The 24,539-nt window shown below is 41.1% G+C and carries 21 protein-coding genes; 13 read left to right on the top strand and 8 right to left on the bottom strand.

Going from position 1 to position 24,539, the window contains the following annotated elements; translation table 11 throughout:
- Window positions 1-23: 23 nt before the first annotated feature.
- Window positions 24-1,223, top strand: coding sequence for a M20 metallopeptidase family protein (locus ABTV71_RS19300; RefSeq protein WP_433900732.1), 1,200 nt, complete (start codon window positions 24-26; stop codon window positions 1,221-1,223).
- A complete protein-coding gene (locus ABTV71_RS19295; protein WP_433900731.1) occupies window positions 1,216-2,220 on the top strand; it encodes a Gfo/Idh/MocA family protein in 1,005 nt (334 codons plus the stop codon). The genes ABTV71_RS19300 and ABTV71_RS19295 overlap by 8 nt, the downstream gene beginning before the upstream one ends.
- 17 nt (window positions 2,221-2,237) lie before the next feature.
- Here the strand turns inward: ABTV71_RS19295 and ABTV71_RS19290 are convergent, their stop codons facing one another.
- The 3 genes from ABTV71_RS19290 to ABTV71_RS19280 form a co-directional block, all read right to left on the bottom strand.
- Entirely contained in the window at window positions 2,238-2,915 is a 678-nt protein-coding gene (locus ABTV71_RS19290) for a YiiX family permuted papain-like enzyme (protein ID WP_433900730.1), read from the bottom strand.
- Between the two features lie 321 nt (window positions 2,916-3,236).
- On the bottom strand, window positions 3,237-4,106 hold the full coding sequence (locus tag ABTV71_RS19285; RefSeq protein ID WP_433900729.1) for a hypothetical protein: 870 nt from the start codon (window positions 4,104-4,106) through the stop codon (window positions 3,237-3,239).
- A 79-nt stretch (window positions 4,107-4,185) separates the two neighbouring features.
- Window positions 4,186-4,680, bottom strand: coding sequence for a hypothetical protein (locus ABTV71_RS19280; protein ID WP_433900728.1), 495 nt, complete (start codon window positions 4,678-4,680; stop codon window positions 4,186-4,188).
- A 400-nt stretch (window positions 4,681-5,080) separates the two neighbouring features.
- Here ABTV71_RS19280 and ABTV71_RS19275 point away from each other — a divergent pair, with 400 nt between their 5' ends.
- The 9 genes from ABTV71_RS19275 to ABTV71_RS19235 all read left to right on the top strand — a co-directional run bounded on the left by ABTV71_RS19275 (window position 5,081) and on the right by ABTV71_RS19235 (window position 16,557).
- Window positions 5,081-5,890 (top strand): phosphoribosyltransferase family protein, encoded by an 810-nt coding sequence (locus ABTV71_RS19275; RefSeq protein ID WP_121124093.1) that lies wholly within the window; start codon window positions 5,081-5,083, stop codon window positions 5,888-5,890.
- Window positions 5,883-7,391 (top strand): nicotinate phosphoribosyltransferase, encoded by a 1,509-nt coding sequence (locus tag ABTV71_RS19270; protein WP_433900727.1) that lies wholly within the window; start codon window positions 5,883-5,885, stop codon window positions 7,389-7,391. Before ABTV71_RS19275 ends, ABTV71_RS19270 begins: the two co-directional genes overlap by 8 nt.
- Window positions 7,381-8,163 (top strand): NAD(+) synthase, encoded by a 783-nt coding sequence (gene nadE, locus ABTV71_RS19265; protein WP_433900726.1) that lies wholly within the window; start codon window positions 7,381-7,383, stop codon window positions 8,161-8,163. Before ABTV71_RS19270 ends, nadE begins: the two co-directional genes overlap by 11 nt.
- A gap of 92 nt (window positions 8,164-8,255) precedes the next feature.
- A complete protein-coding gene (locus ABTV71_RS19260) occupies window positions 8,256-9,170 on the top strand; it encodes a hypothetical protein (protein ID WP_433900725.1) in 915 nt (304 codons plus the stop codon).
- A gap of 1 nt (window position 9,171) precedes the next feature.
- Complete coding sequence (locus tag ABTV71_RS19255) at window positions 9,172-9,879, top strand: NUDIX hydrolase (protein WP_433900724.1); 708 nt, start codon at window positions 9,172-9,174, stop codon at window positions 9,877-9,879.
- Window positions 9,880-10,221: 342 nt separating this feature from the next.
- Complete coding sequence (locus ABTV71_RS19250; RefSeq protein ID WP_433900723.1) at window positions 10,222-11,061, top strand: hypothetical protein; 840 nt, start codon at window positions 10,222-10,224, stop codon at window positions 11,059-11,061.
- Between the two features lie 196 nt (window positions 11,062-11,257).
- Window positions 11,258-13,735, top strand: coding sequence for an SEL1-like repeat protein (locus ABTV71_RS19245; protein ID WP_433900722.1), 2,478 nt, complete (start codon window positions 11,258-11,260; stop codon window positions 13,733-13,735).
- A 9-nt stretch (window positions 13,736-13,744) separates the two neighbouring features.
- Window positions 13,745-16,318, top strand: coding sequence for an SEL1-like repeat protein (locus ABTV71_RS19240; RefSeq protein ID WP_433900721.1), 2,574 nt, complete (start codon window positions 13,745-13,747; stop codon window positions 16,316-16,318).
- 8 nt (window positions 16,319-16,326) lie between these two features.
- On the top strand, window positions 16,327-16,557 hold the full coding sequence (locus tag ABTV71_RS19235; protein WP_433900720.1) for a hypothetical protein: 231 nt from the start codon (window positions 16,327-16,329) through the stop codon (window positions 16,555-16,557).
- Between the two features lie 66 nt (window positions 16,558-16,623).
- Here ABTV71_RS19235 and ABTV71_RS19230 read toward each other — a convergent pair whose 3' ends face one another.
- Window positions 16,624-17,160 (bottom strand): YfiT family bacillithiol transferase, encoded by a 537-nt coding sequence (locus ABTV71_RS19230; RefSeq protein ID WP_121123686.1) that lies wholly within the window; start codon window positions 17,158-17,160, stop codon window positions 16,624-16,626.
- 223 nt (window positions 17,161-17,383) lie between these two features.
- Between ABTV71_RS19230 and ABTV71_RS19225 the strand changes: the two genes are divergently transcribed.
- Complete coding sequence (locus ABTV71_RS19225) at window positions 17,384-18,049, top strand: DUF2625 domain-containing protein (RefSeq protein WP_121123684.1); 666 nt, start codon at window positions 17,384-17,386, stop codon at window positions 18,047-18,049.
- 120 nt (window positions 18,050-18,169) lie between these two features.
- On the opposite strand, the gene ABTV71_RS19220 is transcribed toward ABTV71_RS19225, so the two are convergent.
- From ABTV71_RS19220 to ABTV71_RS19210, 3 genes are all read right to left on the bottom strand, one after another.
- Window positions 18,170-18,532 carry a hypothetical protein gene (locus ABTV71_RS19220; RefSeq protein WP_433900719.1) on the bottom strand — a complete coding sequence of 121 codons (363 nt, stop codon included), beginning with the start codon at window positions 18,530-18,532 and terminating at the stop codon, window positions 18,170-18,172.
- A gap of 292 nt (window positions 18,533-18,824) precedes the next feature.
- Window positions 18,825-20,138 carry an NYN domain-containing protein gene (locus tag ABTV71_RS19215; RefSeq protein WP_433900718.1) on the bottom strand — a complete coding sequence of 438 codons (1,314 nt, stop codon included), beginning with the start codon at window positions 20,136-20,138 and terminating at the stop codon, window positions 18,825-18,827.
- A gap of 862 nt (window positions 20,139-21,000) precedes the next feature.
- Entirely contained in the window at window positions 21,001-21,531 is a 531-nt protein-coding gene (locus ABTV71_RS19210; RefSeq protein ID WP_121123678.1) for a helix-turn-helix domain-containing protein, read from the bottom strand.
- 23 nt (window positions 21,532-21,554) lie between these two features.
- Between ABTV71_RS19210 and ABTV71_RS19205 the strand changes: the two genes are divergently transcribed.
- Window positions 21,555-22,430: an MFS transporter gene (locus ABTV71_RS19205; protein WP_433900717.1), complete on the top strand. Its 876-nt coding sequence runs from the start codon at window positions 21,555-21,557 to the stop codon at window positions 22,428-22,430.
- Window positions 22,431-22,546: 116 nt separating this feature from the next.
- Here ABTV71_RS19205 and ABTV71_RS19200 read toward each other — a convergent pair whose 3' ends face one another.
- On the bottom strand, window positions 22,547-24,406 hold the full coding sequence (locus tag ABTV71_RS19200) for a CocE/NonD family hydrolase (RefSeq protein ID WP_433900716.1): 1,860 nt from the start codon (window positions 24,404-24,406) through the stop codon (window positions 22,547-22,549).
- Window positions 24,407-24,539: the final 133 nt, after the last annotated feature.

Below are 24,539 nucleotides of genomic sequence, written 5' to 3'. Positions count from 1 at the left end.
CCAATACATCGATGAAGAATGCTATGTTGAAAGAATTAGACGCTGAAATTGAAGCTATTTTCCCAGAGATTGTTGCCATCCGCCGGCATATTCATCAGCACCCTGAACTTTCTTTTCAGGAATATGAGACGAGTGCGTATATCCAAGAGAAGTTGACCCGGCTCGATATTCCGTTTAAAGTTGTTGCCAATACAGGTGTGGTTGCCGTGCTTGAGGGCCAAAAATCCTTAAGTGACGATGTCGTGGTTTTGCGGGCTGATATTGATGCATTACCTATTCACGAACAGAATGATGTGCTATACAAGTCCACAAATGAGGGTATTATGCACGCTTGTGGTCACGATTTTCATACGGCAAATCTATTGGGGGTTGCTACAATCTTAAAGGGATATAAAACCGAGTTTTCAGGAAAAATTGTGCTCTTGTTCCAGCCCGCAGAAGAAAAGATTCCCGGCGGTGCGATCCAGATCTTGGAGTCCGGTATCTTGGAGTCTTTCGGTGGAAAGATTAAAGCGGTTTTGGGTATGCATGTCAGTCCACGTGTACCTTTAGGAAAAATAGGTTTACGCCCCGGACGCTTTATGGCTTCAAGCGATGAGTTTTATTTTACCATTAAAGGACGTGGCGGCCATGCGGCCGAGCCACATCGTGCTGTTGACCCAATTATGATTGCCGCCCAGCTACTGAACACGTTACAGCAGCTGGTCAGCCGTAAGGCAAACCCCGGTATTCCATCCGTATTGACTTTTGGCCGTTTTATTGGCGATGGTGCAGCGAATGTCATTCCCGAGGAGGTCAAGTTGGCCGGTACCTTCCGTACCATGGATGAAACCTGGCGCAAGGAGGCGTTGGAGACTGTAGCGACAATTGCACGGACATTGCCCGAGGCTTTGGGTGCGACAGCGGAGGTGGAAGTGCGCCGTGGGTATCCTGCATTGAATAATGATCCCAAATTGACCGGGAAAGTAAAAAGTATCCTACAAAGAAGCATGGGAAATGAAGTCGTGCAAGATTTGGAAATCTGGATGGCAGCAGAAGATTTTGCTTATTACTCCTATCGGTACCCAGCTTTATTTATGTTGGTGGGCACGAATAATGACAGCGTTAATACCCAATTTGGGCTTCATAATCCACAGTTCAATCTTGATGAAAAAGCGTTTGAGACGGCGATTTCGGCTTTGGTGAATAGTGCTGTTTCCTTATTGAATGAGTCCAATGGATAGAAAACATTTCTTACTTTCTTTATTGCCATTGGGGCTTTCTTTTCAAACAAAAGCCGATTTTTCTAAAGAAGGGTTCAGTCTGATATTACCAAAGCTGAAGAAGAAAAAGATTGGTATTATCGGTTTGGACAGTACGCATTCCATCGCTTTCACAAAAGCGATCAATATGGCCAGTGCCGATAGTTTATATGGGCAATTTTCGGTTGTTGCGGCTTATCCTTATGGTAGTAAAACGATCGCGCTTAGCGTGGAGCGTATCCCCAAGATCATGGCCGAAATTCAGCAATATGGCGTCACGGTTGTTTCCAGTATCGCTCAGCTACTCAAACAAGTGGATTATGTGTTTTTGGAGACGAATGACGGAAACCTGCATTTACAACAGGCTCTTGAAGTTCTCAAGGCTCGAAAACCATTGTTTATTGATAAGCCTATAGCCAATTCGTATACCGATGCGCTACAAATATTTGAAGCTGCCCGCAAGTACGGCTGTCCTGTGTTTTCCTCCAGTTCTTTACGTTACATTGTCGGTCTGCAGGAGCTTGATAAAAGTAAAGTCGTTGGAGCTGATGTTTATAGTCCGGCTGTGACGGATCCGTCGCACAAGGATCTATATTGGTATGGAATCCATGCGGTGGAAATGTTGTTTGCCTTAATGGGGCCGGGCTGTATCACGGTGCGAACAGTAGAAGAAAGGGGAACTTCCATGTATATTGGTCAATGGGATGATGGCCGGATTGCCTCGGTTCGTGGTATCCGGGAAGGGAAGGATGATTTTGGTGGAACGGTCTTTCTGAAAGACCAGATTGTTCATCTGGGGCAATTTATGGGTTATGGCCCCTTGCTGGATCGTATACTTCCTTTTTTTCAAACTGGGCAAAGTCCGGTGGATGAGCGGGAAACCTTAGCAATTTGTGCTTTTATTGACGCTGCGGAAGAGAGTAAATTGAATGGTGGCGCCCCCGTTAAGTTGCAGAAGCTAGACAAGCTTGGGGGCTGATATCGTGTAAGGCTTGTTTAGTTGCTCGCTACCGTTATCAAAAGATCGCTATTGAAAATCGATGCCGGCGAAATTACTGTTTCCTCCAAAGGGATATGATTGTCATAACGTTCTTTGAGCTTGCTTTTGACCTCGGCGCTACTGAGATCAAAATCTTTGAGTTTTTCCAGTTTGCCTACTTCAATTCCAGCCCCCCGCTTGTAGATTTTCCAGATCAGTTCTGAACAATAAATTCTACTGTCCGACCATTCGAATGTAGCATCATAATTTTTACCCAAAAATCCCTCACCGATCCCTTTCATTTTAGCGAAAACCTCCGCCGATAGTACTTTGTCTGCTTCTTTAAGCCGTTTGATAACATAATGTTTGTTCTTTCCTCGAGCGATCCAATCTGTCAAGCTGGTAACTGTTACGGGCTGAACAGCCTCAAGTACATAAGGTTTTCCCTGTTCATGAAAAATTAATCCACAGTGGGAATAGGGTGAGTGTGTCGCCAGTTGTACAGCTTTACATTGAGGGGAGATGGATGACTGAAAGATCATATCTCCATCTTTTAATAGGGGAAGCATCACGCTACTTTTAACTTTTTTGTCTAAAGATCCATTTTGAGCTTTCGTTGCGTTAATATGGAAATAAGATCGCCCGATCAGCAGCGTGCAAATGATCAACAGGACAAATACAGCTATTTTTTTCATACGTGTAAATTTTTTAATAGGATCATATAATCTGCTATCATCTTTTATTCCAGCAAGATACGAAACGTATCGGCATAATTTATAGATTTATCTGTATCACCTTGTTTTGGTAACGTTATTTTAGCTGTTGTTAGTATGCGCTGAATATGAATTGATTTTTCAATCTTGTTATTCCCTTAAATAGCTATGCTGTTATTCAATCCCTATACGACCAGAATTAGTGTATATCATAAGTTGTTATCCTTATCTTATGGCTATGAATTGTTTTTAAGTTTAGAGTTATTAGATTGATAGATAATTTGATGTGTGATAGGTGTTGTTTTATTTAAAAAGATCAAATAGCTTTCTTGCTTTCACCTGCTCTGCGAATTGAATTGCATTAAGTACTTCTGTTTCATCTTTGTATACCTTTTCTGTTGAAGCACCATGATCCAAAAGATAGCGTGCGATAGCCTTGTTTTTTTGAAGTATGGCTTTACCAAGCAAGGTGCATTGTGTAAAACTATAGTCGAATTTGACCTCATCTATCCCCCAGATGTTTAAACTGTTTAAGGATGTTTTTTTGATAAAATCCAAGTCGTCCTGTTCGATAGCCATTTTAAGCAACTCGAAGTCATTGAAATTCTTATTTTTTGTCAGAAATGAGTTGTAAAAAAACTTTGCCACAGCATAGTTTTTATTGGCCAACATATTGTGAATTACATTGTAACCAAACTCCGCTGTGTTGGAGAAATCGTTCAATTGGCTTAAAAATAAGAATATATTTTCTTTGGGTATAGTCCCCCAGTTGAGCCGTTTTAATTGTTCTAAATCGTTTCCCGAAAATAATGCTGTCAGCTCTTCAATGAATCCTAAGGAAAACAAATGACTGTGTAATTTAAGGTTGGGCGGCCTGTTTTTGGTCGTCAATAACTTGATTTTGTTATCGATAATCTGATAATTAACAGAAATGGGAGAACCCTGATAACTGCTGATTTTCAGTTCTGAGTCAGTTAATTCATACTGTTTCAGCCTAAGATTCTCGAGGTTTGTGCCTGAGAATAGGGTATTCAGATTCAATGCTATAGCAAGATAGCTGCTATCATTTACCTGTAGATTATAGTGTAAATAGCCATCGTCATTGATTGAATAGGGACTGAACGATTGCTGTTGGAGTTGATCAGGCAAAACCGCCCAAGTCTGCTGCGGCAATAAGAGTGTGCTTAGACTAACGGATAAACAGCATATATACGTTGATATCCGCAAAAGCAATGCTCGAAAAAAATACAAATTATTCAACATCATATTGCGCTAAAATTGCCTCAATCTCATCTGTAAGTTTATAGGAGGCTGATTCCAGCAGGTCGATGTCGGCTTGAATGGCCGGAGTAATAGGCAATTGCATCAGTTTTCGATATACTTGAATGTCCAGATCAATACTCTTGAGTTTGAGTTGAAGTAAATACTGCCCTTGCTCGGTTTGTAAGCAAAGTTGGCTGAACGCCTGTTTCAACCGCTCCAGTTCGGCAATTGTTCTGCTGTGGTCATTTTCCCCGGTGAGACCATAATTGGGATATTTTTCACCCAATTGATTAAACGCATCAAGATATTCCTGTTCCGATAAGGAATGTATATTCATGTAAAGCAGATTATAGGCATATAAGGCTTCCTGATCTTCCTCACTGATCGGAACGTCCTGATAATCTTTGACGACCTGCGTGATGTCCTGATATTCAATTTGTAAAATAGCTTCGATATCCTTATTGATTAAATCTGATGTGTTCATGCGCATATTTTATCTTCTTTGGCAGTCAATGATTGCGATCGATTCGCTTAACTTGTTTGTCTTAAAGACAAAGATCCGGTTTTCAGCGAAAGATACTATCCCGGTATTCAGCCAATTTTATACGGCCTCTTGGCCGGTCTGTGTTTCTCATTTTCAAGCGGATTTTTGAGTTTGTTTGCGTATGTTTAGATGCACAGAAGGTAAAACTGTGATTTTTTACTAAGCCTCATTAATAAATAAGATGATTTTAATAAAAGTTATTTCACTGTAAATTAAGTGTTTGCGTGTTTGTTTTGGTTTATTGAGTAAAAAGTACTCAATAAATTTTGTCAAGGTGAAAATAATATGCATATTTGCTGAGTAAAAAGTACTCAACTTGAGTGGCTGTAAAAAAAGAAAAATGATTATATTAAATAAACATCAGCTCATCACCGAACGGTTTCCGAATGGAGAAACGAAAGTGAAGGATTTCGATCAGTGGATCAAAGCGGATAATCTGCTTGAATTTACCTATCAGGAAGATGGCGATTTGATCCGTTTGTTTTTTGTCAAGAAACGACTTGAAGAAGCAGGCGCAAGTTGTAAATTATGGATTCGTTATATGCCCTACAGTCGTATGGACCGCAAAATTGAGGGCGACCTGTTTACCCTAAAATATGTCGCTGCATTTATCAATAGTTTGCAGTTTGATAAAGTTTATGTTATAGAGCCACATTCTGAAACAACCCTCACATTGTTGGAAAATAGTGTAGCGATTTATCCAGCTTTGGACTGGCTGCCGAAACTGATGGAAAAACTGAAATTCTCGGACAATGACCGCATTGTATTTCCGGATAAAGGGGCAGCAGCACGCTATTTAAATAGTGGCTACGAAGATGCCTGTGTCTTTGAAAAGCAACGCAACCCACAGACGGGGCGTATCGAAGCGATGAAATTAAAAACAGGCAACATTGTAAAAGGTGCTAAATGCATTATTGTCGATGATTTATGTTCTGCAGGTGGAACATTTCTCTGGGCGGGAAAAATTCTAAAGGAGATGGGAGCAAGTGAAATCTATCTGTTGGTGACACACTGTGAGCCAAGGGTTTTCAAGGGGGCTTTACTGGAAGAAGATTCACCGATCGACCTTGTTTTCACGACAGATTCTATGATGAACACCACGCATCCTAAATTAAATTATATCAACTTAACCACTGAAAGCTATGTTTAGAGCAATGAGCAAAAATCCGATTCTCTGGACGGACGGTTACAAATTGTGTCACAAGGATCAATATCCAGCACATACAGAATGGGTATACGAAACCTGGACTCCCCGGATGTCACGGATCCCAGGCATAAGCCATGTTGTTTTCTTCGGCTTGCAGGGTGCCCTTGCCGAGATCAGTAATTCATTCGATGAATATTTTTTCGCCCAACCTGAGGAAGCTGTTGTCGCGCAGTATGAAGAAGCCATTCGTGAAGTGTTCGCGATGACCAATAGCAATTTTGCGAATACACATCAGTCACAACATATACGCGCTTTACATCGTTTGAGGTATCTTCCGATTAAGGTGAAAGCCTTGAAAGAGGGCAGTCTCGTGCCGATAGGCGTGCCGATGTTTACGATCGAGAACACCCACCCGGATTTCTTCTGGTTGCCGGGTTACCTCGAAACACAACTCTCTGCCTATATCTGGTCCCCGATGACTGCTGCGACTATTGCCGATCAATACAAAAGATTGTTGATGGGTTTTGCAGAAAAAACAGGCGATGTCAGTAGGGTATTCACACAAGCCGGAGACTTCTCCATGCGCGGCATGGGATCGCCTGAAACAGCTTATCGCACTGCAGGCGGGCATTTACTAAGCTTCGGTGTTTCTGCAACACTCTCCGTTCGGGAATACCTCAAGACCTATTACGCAGCTACAAGTGATGTCATGATTTACACGCCTTCAACAGAGCATAGTGTGATGTGTTCTTACGGCGAACAGGAGGTTGAAGCCTTCCGACATTTGATTACGGAGGTTTATCCCAGCGGAAACATTTCGATTGTGTCCGATACCTATGATCTATGGCATGTTGTGGATCATGTATTGCCACAATTGAAAGATTTGATCATGGGACGGGAAGGTAAAGTTGTCATTCGGCCGGATAGTGGCGACCCTGTTAAGATTATCTGTGGTGATCCGGAAGCTGACCACGAAACAGTTCAAAAAGGGATTGTTGAACGTTTATTTGAACTCTTTGGTGGGACAGTCAATGCGAAAGGTTTCAAAGAACTTGATCCGCATATTGGGGTTGTGTATGGCGATTCCATTACCGTGGAACGGGCAACTAAGATCTGCGAAGGTTTGATGGCGAAAGGTTTTGCCTCGACCAACACCATACTTGGAATAGGATCCTATACCTATCAGTATGTCACAAGAGATACCTTTGGTTTCGCTTTAAAGGGGACGGCCGAAATTGTTGACGGTCAGTTTAAAGCTATTCAAAAAAGACCGGCCACAGATACCGGAAATTTTAAGAAATCCCAAAAAGGTATGGTTGCCGTTGTATTTGAAAACAATGATTTTCGCTTGATAGACGATCTCAATCCAACCACCATCGAACAATTGAATGATAGCAACTTGCTTAAAGAGTGTTTTTTGGACGGAGCGTTTGTCAGCACCGTTAGTTTTAAGGAAATAAGAAACAGATTACAAACAGAATCAATAAGAGTATATGGAGAATAACCTAAGAAAACCGTTTTTCATCAATGATGAAAACGTTGCACAGTACGCCCAACAAATGGCTTCATGGATTGCGGGTCAGGTGAATGCGGCAAACCGTCAAGGTTTGGTACTTGGCATGAGTGGCGGTATTGACTGTAGTGTGGTTGCTTGCCTATGTCATTTGGCCAAAGTGGATGTCCATTTGATCATGATGCCCTATGGCAGTGACATGAACAATAGCAAGAGCCATGCACATGGTATGGAGCTTATCGAAAAATTTAATTTCCCTTACCATATCTTTGATATCAAACCTGCGGTCGATGCGCTGACCATCAATAATGAAGCTTATATTGCAGCTTCCAGTGAATCCAACCGTGTGTTGAGTTTGGCCAATATCCGGCCGCGGGTCCGCATGACTTATCTCTATCAATTTGCACAATTGGGGAGCCGTTTTGTGATCGGTACCGGCAATATGGCCGAAGCGACTGTGGGTTATTTTACCAAATGGGGAGATGGCGCTTATGATCTTAATCCCCTGGCCATGGTTACCAAACAAGAAGTATATACGCTGGCAAAATATCTGGGTGTCCCCGAATCCATTCAAGATAAGAGTCCTTCAGCAGGGTTATGGGAAGGACAGACAGATGAAGAAGAATTGGGCATGAGCTATGCACAGATTGACGGATTTATTCTGACTGGCACATCCGGTGATCCGACGATAGATGAACTGATCCGTAGACGTCAACAACAGTCTGCTCATAAGTTTGCTGCAATTCCAACATTTAAGGGCTGATAAAAAAACTAAAGCTAGAAATCAGTTAGGTTTAAAATTTTATCACCTAAAGGAATGTGAAATTGAATACATAAATATTGAATTACTGACAGATGAAAACAAGATATGAACAGATCGTTGAGGTAAGTCATATAGCATCCGAAAAAAGGGATCATATTCCGTCCATATTGTCATTGGCGGGGCAGGAGCAAATCCCGCCCGCTTCTGCCGATAAAAAACGGTCACTGCTTTTGGCTATTGACATACAAAACGATTTTATGGAATCCATTGGCAGTCTACCAGTCGCTGGTTCGCGTGCTGATGTACACCGGCTGACCCAATGGATGTACAACAATATGGCTTCTTTGACGCAGGTTATGTGCAGCCTCGACTGTCATTCGCTACTGCAGATCTTTCATGCAGACTGGTGGGTGGACAGGAAGGGAAATCAGCCTAAACCATTTACAGTCATCCGTTATCGGGATGTTATGGATGGAACCTGGACTGTTTCCCATGCGGATACACTTGAACAATCATTGGTTTATCTTAAAAATTTAGAAACCGAAGGGAAAAAAGAGCTGTGCATCTGGCCATATCATTGCCTGGAGGGCAGCTCGGGGGCGCAATTGGAAAGTCAATTTGCCAATATGCTCTATTTTCACAGCGCTCTACGCCAGTCCAAGCCTTTCTTAGTCTATAAAGGACAGGATCCCTATACTGAAATGTACGGCATCATCAAGGCTGAATATGATAACAATAAATTTGTCAATCATGCTGTACTTGAAGCTATTCGGGCCTACGATGCCATTTATATTGCTGGGCAGGCATCAAGTCACTGTGTATTGGCTTCTGCAACGCAGATATTGGAATATTTTGCGGAGGATAAAGCGATTACCTCCCGCATTACCTTACTGATCGACTGTATGTCACCTATTGCTGGTTTCGAAGAATCTACACAGCAAGCCTTTGAGTCACTACATGAAAGGTATGGTATACAGATCAAAAAGTCCACTGACATAATTTTATAAGATGATGGCTTCCGCTCAAAAAAAATACACCTACGAATATCCCAGACCCGCCGTTACAGTCGATTGTGTGATCTTTGGTTTTGAAAAAAATCAACTTAAACTGTTATTAACCAAACGGGCGATAGAACCTTACTTAGGGAAATGGGCATTTCCCGGTGGCTTTATTCAGGAGGATGAAACTGCGGATGAATGTGCGCTACGTAAATTGTCCGAAGAAGCTGGGCTCAGCAATATCTTTCTTGAGCAACTTTATACTTTCTCAGAGCTGAACCGTGATCCACGGGGACGGGTCATCAGTGTAGCCTATTTTGCGCTGGTCAAGCCGACCGAATATATCCTGGAGGCCGGACTAGACATCGATGCGGTGCAATGGTTTAATTTAAAAGAGGTGGCTGATTTGGCATTTGATCATCAGCAGATCTTGTCTGTCGCGGTCGAACGGCTGAAAGGTAAAATCCGTTACCAACCGATCGGGTTTGAACTGCTGCCAACACAATTTACGTTACCTGAGCTGCACAACTTGTATGAAACAGTACTCCAGCGTTCAATAGATCGGGGCAATTTTCGTAAAAAGATGCTGAGCATGGGCTTGCTAATGGACCATAGCGACATGCAGAAGGATAGGCATGCCAGAGCAGCAAAAATCTATAGTTTCGACAAAGTAAAATACGAGCAACTGAAGGAAGGCGGATTTTACTTTGAAATCTGATCGCAGTTAACTATCCACCATGCTCATATGTGTCCGATGATGCTTGGTGGATATATTCATTGAAAGGCACAGTTATCCTTGAAAGTCTCCACAGTCATATACTTCAAAATGACCAATTAACGCATCCTGTGTGTAGAATTTGGCGATTCTCTTGTTTTTCAGAAAAAATGGCTCGCCAATAATCTTTAGTTCAAAAATTGGCTCTTTTTCAATTCTCCTCAGAATAAACTCGGAACGTTCGGTTTTTATAATCTTTACAAATCGAATATTGATTGTCACGGCCCGTAAATTGAGTTATCTTTAGTAATGTGCGGCTAAAATACGATATTAGACAAATATCTTATGAATAACTTAGTTATGAAGAAAGCACTTTATTGCGCTGCCATTATTTTAACGTTATGTATGGCATGCCAAAGAAATCAGGTAAAAAATGCTGCGGACATTTCCACGAAGATTTCCGCCGGAAAGCTTGCGCCAATGAAAAAGCCAGCTGTGGATTCGCTTGTCTTTCAAGATAAAATGATCAGAATTTATAAGATAGATTCCATCAGCTTTTTTAAGGAGCAGCAACAGGCCGAGTATAGGAGAGATACCATTGCTTCGGTCAGTGACATAAACCTTGTAAAGAAGATGTTGCAGGGACGTGTCAAATTTGGAGGTTATACTCCGGGTAAGGACATGGAAGTCGACACCCTGGTGGAGGGAGATTTAATTGCTCTGGTACGATTTAATGATGGTCGATTGCTGGAGGCCGGAAAAACAGAAAGTACGATTGATCTGCTCGAGAGCATGTTTGTAAAATATTTTCCGTCCGAAGAGATTTTGTTGTTGGAAGGAGGGCATACGACAGATCAGGCACTGGATCTTCGTCAGGGGAAATGGGATGTCGAAGAGATCGGTAATTTGGACTATGTCTATTTCTCAAAACATAAGAAATATAGGTTGAACGGCATGTTTAACGGACAGGAATGTTCCAGTTACTTTTTGCAAAAAAAGGAAAACGGAGGCTATCTGACTTATGCGCAGATTCCTCTGGACTGGAACGACAACTTTGAGCTATGTACCTTAAAAGAGATCTTTTGGAAAGGCGATCAGCAGGTGTACTTTCGGAATTTTTTCTATGGAGCACCACATGACAAGCGAGCTGGCTTTTATAGGCTAGATATTATTTCCGAAGATTGAAAACATCATCGTGATGTCGATCAATCGCCATGGCTTCTGTAGAATCACCTTCCGTAATTATTTGAAAAATCCCTATTTTCCGCTAAGCAGAATATTTAATCATAGCTGTATTTTTACTGCTTTAGGTACAGGGCTTACCGTTTTCATCATATTGCGGTAAGCACAATCTATTTTAAGACTATCGAGCAATCAGATTATGGCGCATCGTATTTATATATATAATGTAAACTCTAAAACAAAAGAAACATTTGAAGCACATCTGGCCGAATGGAATTATGAAATACCAGCCCTGATGCTCCCGCTATTTTCTTCGGGTATCCATGCCAGGGGTACACAGCTTTATGCCAATAGGGAAGATGGTATTGCAAGGCTGCGCTATTTTTATACGCTGCTTGCCGATGTTTATCAATTGCATTACAAAAGGAAATATACGGAACCTGTCAATAAGATGTTTGAGTTTTTGGAAAGTTTACCGTTCGATGCTTTTCAGATCGATGCACGGGATGTCTTCACCATGAATGTGGAAAAACCTACGGAACAGGCGAGTGACTGGGTCGATGAGATCAGGACGACGGGAGCAGCATATACACAGGCGTTTGAGCAACAAAGTTTGGATCCTTTACAGAAGATCTTGCGATTGTCTGGCTACGATACTTTCCTGGAAATGCTCGAGACAGATTGGATCAACTATGGCTTGGGCCTTTGGGAAGAACATGCTTTTCAGAAAGAGGGGGGCGAAGTCTTTGAAGAAAATGGAAAACAGGGTTTGAAAGACAGACTTGGGAATATCCTGGCTGTTGCAAAATATGATGAAATATTTGAGTTTAACGAAGCCGGGATTGCTGTGGTTGAACTGGATCATCTATTTGGTTATATCAACGAGCGGGGAGAAGAAATTATTCCCTGTCACTATGTTGATGCTTTTGATGCACAGGTCATTGATGGCGTTAACTATGCCGAAGTTGAAATCGACGGTAAGCGTGGTGTATTGCATATTGAAAGTAAACAACTTTCCTTACACGCTGCTTATGATAAATTGGACTGGTTAGCCCGCGGTTTTTTGAACGCAAAGCAAGGCGATGACTATTTTCTTTTTGCTGCTGATGGAACACAGGTTATTGCTGAATCGGCGGATGAACCTTTTGGATACGATTACAGTAAGCTTTTTTATAAGCGGCAAAAAGGTAGCCTGAAGCGGAAATACTTTCGTATGGATGGCCACTATTTAGGCAGTTTTCTGGAAGATAGCCTACAGGCTCTTCCCAGTGCTTACTTTTGGATCAAACCCAATAAGTTGCAGCGGAAGATTTCAGTTATCAAGCCCGATGGTACTGTGCTGGATGAAGAGATTGATCGGATCATCGTTCTGGATGATTATAGGAGTATCGCTTACCTTAAAAATAAACAATGGCAGATTTATTCACTCGCGCATGACCTATTCCGCCTAGTCGATCGGTCCATTCATAAGGTCTTGGTAGATAGCATCAAAAAATTCCGAAATGATGTCTTCGTTGTTGCCTGTGCCAAAGGGCAGGGGATATATGAAGCTTACCTGGATCAATGGCTGCTCGAACCGGATCCGGCTTATCTAAAAATCGAATACTGCTATATGGACTTTATGCGCATTCAGCAGCCCGAAGGCATGCGGTATTTTGATACAAAAGTGAATTTCTGTAGCGAACTTTACGATTATGTCAGTGCGCCGATACATGATCCACATCCGGAACGAAGCGAAGGTGAATTCTTGCTCTTATTTAAAGGAGAAAGGCTGTTTTATGTAGATCAAAAAAGAAATATAGCTGAATTTCCTGAAACAGCATTTGGCCGTTTGTATTCCGAAAAATATAATTTGCAAGGAACCGACCAGAATTATTTTGTACAATTTTATCACGCATGGACAAAACGGAAGGGAGCGGGCTACGAATCTTATCTCGATAACGAGACGCTATATGAAAAAGCGCGGAAATTAAATTGGGCCGGTAAGATAGCCGAAGCTATACCTTTGTTGACAATCGGAGCTTCCCGAGGTAGCGCCGACTGTCAATACCTACTTGGAAATATCCATAGTGATACAGATCAGCCAGACTTTCTCGATATTCCCAAGGCAATTGGATTCTACGAAAAGGCTGTGGCGCAGGACCATGCGCAAGCTTGGACTAATTTAGGCTTTATCTACGCTACAGGACTCGGCCTGCCGCCTGATATTCCCCAAGCCTTAGCAGCATACCAAAAAGCAGCAGCACTTGGGGAAGGGCAGGCCATGAGTAACCTTGGTAACTGGTATTATGAAGGAGAGCATCTTGAACAGGACTATGGGCAAGCCTTGCATTATTTTAAGCAGGCTGAAAAAGAAGGCATCGACAACGATGCACAGATAGCTGAAATTTATTATCAACAGAAAGATTACGCTAATCTTTTACGTTATCTGAAAAAGGATAAAGCGGGGCAGTATGCTGCAATTTATTATGGGATTTTGTATGAAGAAGGCTGGGGTGTGAAACAGAGTATGGTAAAGGCGCTGCGTTACTACGAACAGGCAAACGAAAACGCTACCTATGCATATGCCGTCAATCGTCTCTTGTATTACTATAAAAATGGAACGTTTGCAGATGCCGCTAAATACAGTTTTTGGTTGGATTTTGCTAAAAACAATGACGTTGATATTGAAGAATAAAAAAAGAATATGGCACATCGAATTTATATTTATAACACAGATAAAAAAGATCAGGAGTATTTCCATGCTTATTTGGGTGAATGGAACTATGTCATTCCAGATCTGTTGCTGCCCTTGTTTGCCGCAAATCCAAAAGCGAAAGGTACCTTGGTATATGCTGAAAAAGAGTCGGGTGTTTTAAAATTACGGAAATTCTACGATCTGCTTATTCGGGAATATAACTTGATATCCAATGCAGCAGTCCTGTTGACCATCGAAAAAATGTTCGATTTTCTGCATGGACTTCCATTTGAATGCTTCCAGATCAATGCGCGTGATGTTTTTAATATGTCTGAGGTCAAACATAGCCAACAAGCAAAGGATTTTGCATTTGAAATTCATGAGAAGAACCTGTATTACGAAAAAGCAATAGAGAAGCAGTCGTTATCAGCGCTTTATCCTATTTTGAGCCGCTCAGGCTATGATTCTTTTTTAGCGATGCTAGAAGCTGAGTGGAGCAACTATGGACTGGGCTGGTGGAATACGGAAGCGATTGATAGTCTTGATAACCAGTTTTTTGAAGAAAAGGGATGTTGGGGAATCCGGAATGCAAAGGGTGAGGTGAAAGTTGAACCCCGTTATGACGAGATCGGAGACTTTGATTACAATGGCTTTGCCGTTGTTGAGAAAGAAGGTTTGTTTGGCTATTTAAATAGAAAGGGCGAAGAGGCTATTCCCTGTATTTACGACGCTGCAGCGCCTGTACAGAGTGGCCGTGGCAGGATTGTAGGAAAAGTGAGTTTAGCGGGCAAGCATGGCTTAGTGGACGTGGAAACCGGCGCTACAATTATTCCCTTGAACTATGAGGTTTTGGACGATTTTGCTTATGGATTCTACCAGGGTCAGCGGGACGGAAAATATGACATTATCGATGCCGAAGGTAAGGGCTTGCATACGACAGGTTCTGATGAGCCTTTTGAAATAGACTACGAGGGCTTTATTTATCAACCGATAGCGAATAGCAAACTACGTAAATATTATTCCAATCATGGTGTTCTATTGGGCGAGTATCCAGAAGGGGTTTTGAACGAATTGTTGTTTGATTTTTACGCAGTCAATTTAAATAATAAAAAAAAGAAATCAGTCCATGCAGCAGACGGCTCCCTTTTGGTAAAAGATGTGGCTGTGCTAAATGCCATGAATGGGCTCAGTGCATTATATTACCTTTCGGAAGGTAAATATTTTCTGTATGACCTCGCTAGCAAAGGTTTTCTGCTGCAAGATCTGACGATTAAATCTATACAGGGAGGTGCAGATTTTGGTAATGGTGCCTATAATTGTTATATCATCGAAACCGAATCGGAAAGAGGAATCTATCACACGGAGACTAGAAGCTGGCTGATTCCATTGTCAGCACATTATGCCACAATCAGCTATGCACTGATGGACTATTTTATACTGCAAGATCAGGTGGGCGGGTATTATTACTACGATACTGATAGCAAAGAACTGAGTGAATCCTTCGATTTTATCTGTGGTAGTGTACGACACTATCAAGATCTAATGATGTTGCGCGACGGCAAACTGTTCAATAAAGGATATGAGGGATTGGAAGAGGTGCCCCAAGATCAGTATGGATATTATATCCAGGCACTGGACAAGCTGGAAGGAAAGGAACTTGAGGTTTTTGACCATTTTTTCACCCAGTGGAAATCGGATCGGGGTGTAGATTTTGAATCCGCTTATGATAGCTATACATTGTATCACATGGCCATGGATTGCTGGAGAAATGGAGACATCGAAAATGCCATCCGTTACTTTACATTTTCAGCTGATCAGGACAATGAAAGCAGTATGTATGAGCTCGGTAATATCTATACGGATACCGATAATGAAGACACACGTTTTCTGGACCTGAAAAAAGGAATTGCATACTATGAGCGGTCCGCCAAAAGGGGGTATGCGTCTTCTTGGAATAGCATCGGTTATCTATACCAGCATGGAATAGGCTATACATCGGATCTAAAAAAAGCTTTTGAGGCCTATAACAAAGGGGCTGATCTTGGGAATGGCTATGCATTATCCAACTTGGGTTATTTCTATTTTAGTGGGACCTATGTAGAAGAAGATCTCGAAAAAGCATTGGATTACTACAAAAAAGCGGAGTTGAAACTGGTTGAAAATAATCGCAATATTGCTTCGATTTATTACAGTTTAGATGACTATGACCGCCTACTCGTTTATCTGAAGAGAGATAAAGCAGATAGCTATTCCAATATTTATTACGGTTTGATGTATGATGCGGGGTTAAAATTTAAAAAGGACAGTAAAAAAGCCATTCATTATTTTGAGCGGGCAAATCGTTATAGTGTCTATGAGTCTGCTACAGAAAGTTTATTGGGTTATTATAAAAATGATCCCGACTTTAGGGATCAGGAAAAACATGCCTACTGGTCGAACTTTGCCCGACAACACAAGTTGGATATTGAACCCGAATTGTTGATTTGGGCGGACGAGAAAAGTGGAGCAGTAGAAGCAAAGGACGAACCTACAGGAAATAGTAGTTCATCCTTTTTCAGTAAACTGTTTAAAAAGAAAAAATAACCTGTACGATGTTATCTTCTGCGAATTTAGATTTCACAGGCATGCTGATCGACCTAGCCTTTATGCTGTTTTTCGGCTTAGGTTTAGGTTATTTTATGATAGTGGGGATTATCCATATCATCCAGAAAAAGACCAAAACGTTTGGCTATTACCTGCGGACATTTTTGATCGCAGGTATCGTAGGCCTTGCTTTGGGAGCCTTTGGTGCATTTATTATCGCGCTGTCGCTGATGGCCTAAGAATACGCAATTCACAAGGGGGCGCATTGACTTTTTTGGCAGCTACCTGAAAATAAGACTTTATCGTTAGACCGATCTATTTTTTGCGTTGACGATATGCATCAAATGGTGATTACAATGCCAGGCATAGAGACCTATATTTACTTTAAGGGAAATATAGCGTTTGGTAACCGGATGAATAAAGGCTCGTTCAAGTTGCTCGTCACTCAGACTCTTGAGCAGGATTTCCCAACGTTGGTGTAAGCCTTCTAGCAATCTAAGAGAGCTTTCAATTGGATTGTATTTTGCATCTGGAAGTTCGGCCCACAGGTTTTCTTCGTATAGTTTTATGGTCGGGTCATCTTCTGTCAGGGCTAACTTAAAACGGACAAAACTATTCATATGACTATCCGCGCAATGATGCACCACTTGTCTGATCGTCCAGCCATCTGGGCGATATCGTTTTTCCAGTGCACTATCCGGTAGGTCACTGACTTCGGATTTTAGGCGGGTCGGGAAGTCTGCAATTGTTTTTATCCAATCGCTTAATAATTGTTTGTTAATCTGATCTGGTACGGCAAAGCGGCCTATGGGATATCGAAGTTTTTCTAATTCATGTTGCATGGTTTAAATTTAACGAAAATTGCTTGAAGGTTCATATGTTTTATGTGTTAAGTAACGGTAAGATCATTTTTTTGGCTCTAACAAACATACTTATGTGATTTGGATGACAGGAAGAATTATGGTAATTTCGGCAATTCGAGATGCATCACTTTATTTTTTTCTATAATCGATGCGTTAGGGAAATAGGGAAGGTACGTTTTTTTTTGGACATAGAGTGCAAGGAATGAAGAGTTTAAATGAGTTGATTAATCCGACAGATTCAGGATGGAGTCTGGTCGAAGAATGGATGAAGGGAGCTAGCAATCCTTATGAAGTACTGCCCAGGAATCCAAAACGTGCAGATGAGGAGCTGCTGAGAGCTCAGATTACTACAAAATCACCTATGGGCGCCATTATTCATCAAACCGGAGGAATACTCATTGACGGTGGGTGGCTACGGATATTGGGCTCGGGTTCAGTTAAATTGAACCGAGGTATCATGGAGTGGAACAAAGGAAAGAGTTTTGACAAAGAAGGGGAGAAAGGTGGTTTTTTGCTAATTGCCGATGATGTTTTGGGGGGCTATTTTGCGATTAATGCCGGCGCTTTGGGCGAAGGGATAGGACAGGTCTATTATTTTGCGCAGGACAGTTTGCAATGGGAAAGCTTAGAGTGTGGCTATTCTGATTTTATTTATTGGACACTGAGGGGGGACATCCGTCAATTTTATGAAACATTTAAATGGAAGAATTGGGCCGATGATGTGCAAAAATTGAATGGCAATCAAGTATTTTCATTTTATCCTTTTTTGTGGACGGAACAGGCCCGCGATTTCCGGAAAGTTGATAGAAAAGTTGTTCCAATCGATGAAAACTACCATTTTACAATGGAATTTGCTGGCGGAAGATAGCTTTTCAGCAGTTAGGAGGTTCGATGGTCACCGTTTTCGAAACGCTGGTTTAGTTGGAAATTTATTAGCGAACCAGCTTACCCAAGCGCAAGATGGACAATTTTATTGAAGATAAACAGATTACTTTATCTGGATTACATGTTTTGAAAACGTCTTTCGTTTAGATATTAAATATTGCTGAATACACATCGGTGTTGTATAAGCTTGTTTTTGCTGTCTGTTTAGAACGATTATCGAATCAATTTGATTGATCAATAAGTATTTAATCGAGGTTTCATCCCATCTTCCAATTGAAAAATGCTGCCTGAATTGCGGATTCGTATAGAGGGATATCTCAATGGGATTTGTTTTCGAAGAAATTCCGATGTGCTTGCTGCCAGTTGATTTCAGGTATAATAAAATATGTGTATCCTTTTTCTTTGCTTCAATCTGGATCGTCCGTACAGGATCACAGGCTAGCAACAGGAGAATAGATAAAAACATTGTTATTACAAGATATAGACTCATTTTCATCATCGAAGATTTACATGTCGGCAATCAGACCAACCATCTAGTTCGTAAAGGATTCTTTTTAGACCGAAGATTATCTCCCAAACAAAATTGGAGCCCTCGGATAGTTACAAATATAACTGGAAATAGAAAGGATATTCTAGCTGTTTTCAGTGAATTTTAACAGCGAGCGAGAGGGGGAGGAGAATCTATATTGATCGCTGACCGAACAATTATCTTTTCTTCGATCAGCAATCATGTCTTTTTTGCTCAATAAAAAGTGATCCTAGCTAGGTTGATTTTGGAGCGCATAGGTATGCTCGTTGAGTTTCGTTATTTCCAGTTGAATTCCTTCTGCGAGTCCAAGTTGTGTTGCTGCTTCTTTTCCTAGTTTAAGGATATGGAATCCGCGTCCACGGAAAGTGAAGTTACATTCATACTCGTTGGAATCGATAACGATCCGGAGCTTCTGTGATTTTGTAGGAAATAAGGGTTTAAAATCTTTTGTAATTCGGATTTGCGCCTTTTTTGCATCATCGGCAGTAATCTTATTTCCTTTTGCTGGAAACAACATGGTATTCATAGAGTCGCCCTGGGAGATCGTTTCCGCTGTTTTTTGCTCATTCGCTTGTTGAGCGGGCGCAGGTACTACTTCTTTTGGCCGATTTTCAGGGGATTGATCCGAACGTTTTTTATCTTGTCGGCCTTTTTTCTGTGTGTTTTGATTCGTTGGCTTTTTGGAAACCTCGGATGTATTTACATCGTTAGCCGAAGCCTCTTTTTTATCTTCTGTTACTGACGAAGTGTTGACGGCTGATAGAGGTCGCTTGATAATATTTCGAATATAATAATGTTTTATACGCGATTTGTCCGTATTGCGTTCTTCGATTTCAAAATCTTCTTTGTACGCTTTAAAAAGGTGGGACATTTTATCGTAACCATAGTTTCGCGCATCAAAATCTGGTTTTCTTTTATTGAAAAGACTGCCAATTTCCCCTAAAAATGCCCAGCCATTTTCATCTGCGGTGTCATCAACAGTGTCTTTTAATAATTCCAGCGTCTCTTCATCAAGCACAGCTATACTGGTTGGATTGTCTGCAGGTACAAGTTTGGGTTGGTTTTGCTGTTTTTTCTTTGTGTTGGGTTCCTTCTTTGGATTCTTTTCAAAGATCTCAACATAAATAAATTTGTCGCAAGAAGCGATGAAAGGTTTCGGCGTTTTTTTCTCTCCGATACCGATCACCAATTTGCCGGATTCTCTTAACCGTGTCGCCAGCCTAGTAAAGTCACTATCACTTGATACAATACAGAATCCATCAACCCTATCGGAATGCAGGATGTCCATTGCATCAATAATGAGTGCCGAGTCCGTGGAGTTTTTGCCCTGAGTGTAACTGTATTGTTGGATAGGCGTGATTGCATGGGTGAGGAGCTTATCCTTCCATTTTTCAACATAGGGATTTGTCCAGTCACCATAGATCCGTTTGATCGTAGGTATACCGTAGCGTTTGACTTCGTTCAGAATTTCTTCGATCTTTCGATAAGAAACATTATCCGCATCGATTAATATTGCGATTTGTAAATCCCCATGTTCTGCCATATATGTTTAATTATATTTCGATGTAATATTAGGTGTACGCCACCAATAGGATTTTCCTATTTTTTGAACATACGGTTAAAAATACGTTATTGTTGAAGAATTATTGAATTTTTTGAAAATTTAATTTGAGGGATGATTTGCTGAGGGACATTATTTTGGAATATTTCCTACCTTATTTTATGAATAATATTATAACAGGGGCATCGGAAGTGGAAGATAAAATAGCGCTTAATATGAAGCGTAGGCACAAAAAAAAGGTTTTCAAACGGGGAGAATGAAAACCTTAAATAACCAATTATAAACCTAAATTATGATGATACAAAGATAGTGTGTTTTTCACACTTATGCAAGTATTGTTTAAATTATTTTTTCTGAGCGATTATTTTTGTGGCTAAAAAACTACAAACTCCGTTTGCTAAACTTATTTCAAAGATAATGATCATGTGAGATTCGCTATATCCGCTATCCCGGTATATGATCTTAAGGCAAAATTGACCATCGTTTCCGCTTTTTAATCTGAAATCACTATTTATAAATTTGATAATGGTTGTTGATGATTTGTGGCCAACTTTATATCAAGATAAAACCAAAATCGTATTTAAAAACGAAATAACATTATATTTAGACCATATTAACAAGGGTATAAAAGGGATTTACCCCTGTTATACCCCTGTAAACCCCCTGTAAATACTCTGTAATTACACTGTTATTATACAAGTTGATATCCATCAGGTATTATTCTTTACCAGATATGGTAAGGACGGTTCTGCAATGGAGCAGATCATGGTCTCTGAAGTTTGAAAAAAGAGAAGATGAAATTAAAATGGTACAAGACGCACTGCTGAGATAGTGAAACCGGTGATCAACGCTGAATAAATGCAGATGGGCGATAGCCCATAACGGTATAAAAGCTATTGGTGAATGCTTGTATGCTTTGATACCCCACTTTATATGCGATTTGAGAGATTGTCAGTTCGCCCATACTTAAAAGTTCAAGGCTTTTAATGATCCGAAGCAATTGTTGGTACTTGACTAGTGTCATTCCGGTCTCTTTTTTAAAGAGGCGCTCTATGGTCCGTAAGGAGAGATTGGATAACAAGGCAATATCTTCCATTTTGATGGGATGGGTATAGTGGTCATGCAAGTGACTTAAAACTGTCTGCAGTCTATTTTCGTTGGGCAGCGTAATTTCCAAATGTAATAATCGCGCTCCGAATGCAGGAAGCTCGTTGAGAAGCGCGCGCAGGAAGATTTTTTCGTTTTCATTTTCTTCCGTTAATTTTGACCACTTTTCAGCATAGCGGATCATTTCCTGTAGTACTTTCGGAGCTGCAAATATCTGAACGTTTTCGAAAAATGGTTCGTCTTGTTCGATATCGAAAAAAAGGATCATCAATTTGATGCTTTCCGAATGTTATGATCGGATTAGGAATATGTGTGGGTAATGTGGTGGCATCGGGTTATATTAAAACCAATTTTCCCCATCATATCGGACTGATGACGGGAATTTTTGCTGTAGCAATGAATTTGACGGCGGCGTTTGCATCGGGCTTTAGTCTACGTATTGGGGAATGGACAGGATTGGGATGGCAGGGTTCTTTAGGGCTGTGGGGCGTATTGGCGATACTCACAATTATCACTGTCTTTTTTGATCAATTCGCTGGACCGAAAGATGCCTCTCCAGGCCAGAAGCAACAATCGAAGAGCGGTATTGGGCATATTTTTAGATCCAGATTGGCTTGGTATATCAGTATATTTATGGGTATTCAATCATTGGTTTATTATAGCCTGATTTCTTGGTTACCTAAGGTATTGGTCGACTATGGAATGGCGGCTAAAGATACTGGCTGGTTATTATTTCTGATTCAGATTGCGATGATTCCCATTATGTTTTTCGGACCTATTATTGCACACAGGATGAAAGATCAGCGGTTAATGGCTGTTGCTGTTGCGGCTGGCATGTTGGGCAGTATACTGATCTTTTTTCTATTTAAGCTTGAGGGTATTTATGTTGCGGCCGTATTGCTCGGACTTTCCAATGGTATGTCTTTTAGCCTTTCTATTCTCTTTTTTAGTTTAAGGGCAAAAACCACGGCAAATGCAATTAAAATTTCGGGAATGGCACAGTCGGTCGGTTATCTGATAGCAGCATTTGGTCCACCAATTTTTGGAAAACTGCACGAGGTTGACCCCTCCTGGAATTACTCTTTTTATTTTCTTGCCGGCAGCATTATCTTCCTGTTGATTACAGGGATAAAAGCAGCGGAAAACAAATTCGTCGAAGAATCTTAAAACAGTAAAAACAGTGCCTCACAAAACACATGCGACCCGATATTTAAGAATACCGGGCCGCATGTGTTTTGCTACTGGTTGATTTTCGTTATCAGGTATCCAGTGATCAGTTACTCTTAATCTTTTAGGATATCAAATTCGATATAGGTCGCATTGTTGACATCATGAAAAATGCGTTGTGTCGCTTTACGGAAATCGGCTTTGGTCGCTGTATAGGGCTCCATAAATACTTGTGGATTTCGTTCAGCCAATGGGAACCATGAGTTTTGCACTTGAACCATGATACGATGTCCTTTTTTAAAGGTATGGGCAACATCAGGCATAACGAAGTCTACTTTTTCCACCATGCCCGGTGTCAATGGTTGCGGTTTGTCGAAGCCATTTCGATATTTCCCCGCCATGATCTCTCCTCTGACCATCATCTGGTATCCCGCCATTGGTTTTCCATCAAAACTCGGCGCATCGTTGGGATATACATCGATGAGTTTAACAACATAATCCGCATCAGTACCTGTTGATGCTACTTTTAGAAAATTCTTGATCGGTCCAACAATCGTGATGTCTTCCGTCAATGGTGCTGTCTGATAGACCATGACATCTGGACGACTGGCTGCAAAACGCTGATCATCGACCATATACTCGCGGGTACGGTTCTGGATTAATCCGCCTTGGTGTGGAACTGGTTTGTTGGGATCTGTTACATATTCATCCCATGAATCTGTGCGTTGGACTTTCTCAAAATCAAGTTTACCCTGTGGTTGAAAATAAAGCTTTTTTGTTTCGACATTCTTAGGTGGCCATTGTTCAAATTGCTTCCATTCATTGCTTCCGGAAATAAAGATATTGGCCTCGGCTGGAGAGAAGCTGCCTTCTTGTTTTAAATGATGGCTGAAAAATGGTTGTTCAAATTTTTCCTGGTAGGTGACGCTTGTTTTTTTCTCAAATTGGATGTCACCTAAGTAATCTCCTGTTGCGCGTACCCAGCCACCATGATACCAGGGGCCTGCAACCAGAATTGAATTGTTTTTTTTGCTCTTTTCTTCAATGGATTGATAGGTTTTAAATGTTCCGTAAGCATCCTCGGCATCGAAAAAGCCGCCAACAACCATAACCGCCGGTTTCACGTCCTGTAGATAATTGGTGACGACACGGGTTTTCCAGAAGTCATCGTAATTCGGATGCTTAAAGAGGTTATTCCAGAATTGGACAGAATCACCGAAATATTTTTCTTTGAGTTCTCTGGCGGTTCCGGCTTCAAGGAAAAAATTGTATTTATCTAATTCATTGATCTGAATCTTACTGTTAAATTGATCTGGTGTAATTGGTTTAGGGCGGGGAACGCCAAAGGTCGACATAAATGTGAAAGCATCCTGCAAGAATAGAACACCATTGTGATGGAAATCATCACCGATAAACCAATCGGTTACCGGAGCCTGTGGTGAAACAGCTTTGAGGCTCGGATGCGTTTTGATCAGTCCGACCGTAGAATAAAATCCCGGATAAGAGATACCATAAAGCCCCGCTTTGCCACTGTAATTCTTCAGATTTTTCTGTAACCATTCCAAAGCGTCATAAGTGTCCGTGCTTTCATCAATCGCTTTTTTATCCTTACTGAGATTTGTGGGGCGAACGTCTTCAAAATCGCCTTCACTCATCCATTTTCCACGCACATCCTGATAGACGAAGATATAACCGTCCCGCATCATTGCAGGGAAGTTGCCTAAACTTTTTTTGTATTCGTTTTGGCCATAAGGGCCTACCGTGTAGGGTGTTCGATTCAATAAAACAGGGTATTTTTTGGATTTGTCTTTGGGGCTGTAGATCACAGTAAACAATTTCTTACCATCTCTCATCGGAACCTTTACTTCGGTTTTTTCATAATGATCTCTGACATAAGCGGAATCTGTGGTCGTCTGCGCATGTAGCTGGCTTACCGTAACAAGTGTTAAAGCCAGAAACGAAATTGTAGTTTTCATTTAAATAATGATTTAGGAATGTCGATTTATCATGTTTTACATGGATTCTTTACACTCGGTTTGTTTTCTTAATGAGAATGTAGCTATCATGAGCGAATATTTTTGGTTTTGTTAGCTGATTTGAGCTCACGAT

Source organism: Sphingobacterium puteale, from assembly GCF_050986225.1.
Lineage (GTDB): Bacteria > Bacteroidota > Bacteroidia > Sphingobacteriales > Sphingobacteriaceae > Sphingobacterium > Sphingobacterium puteale.
The sequence above is the reverse complement of the archived record's forward strand: the minus strand, read 5'-3'. Positions and strand labels throughout refer to the sequence as shown.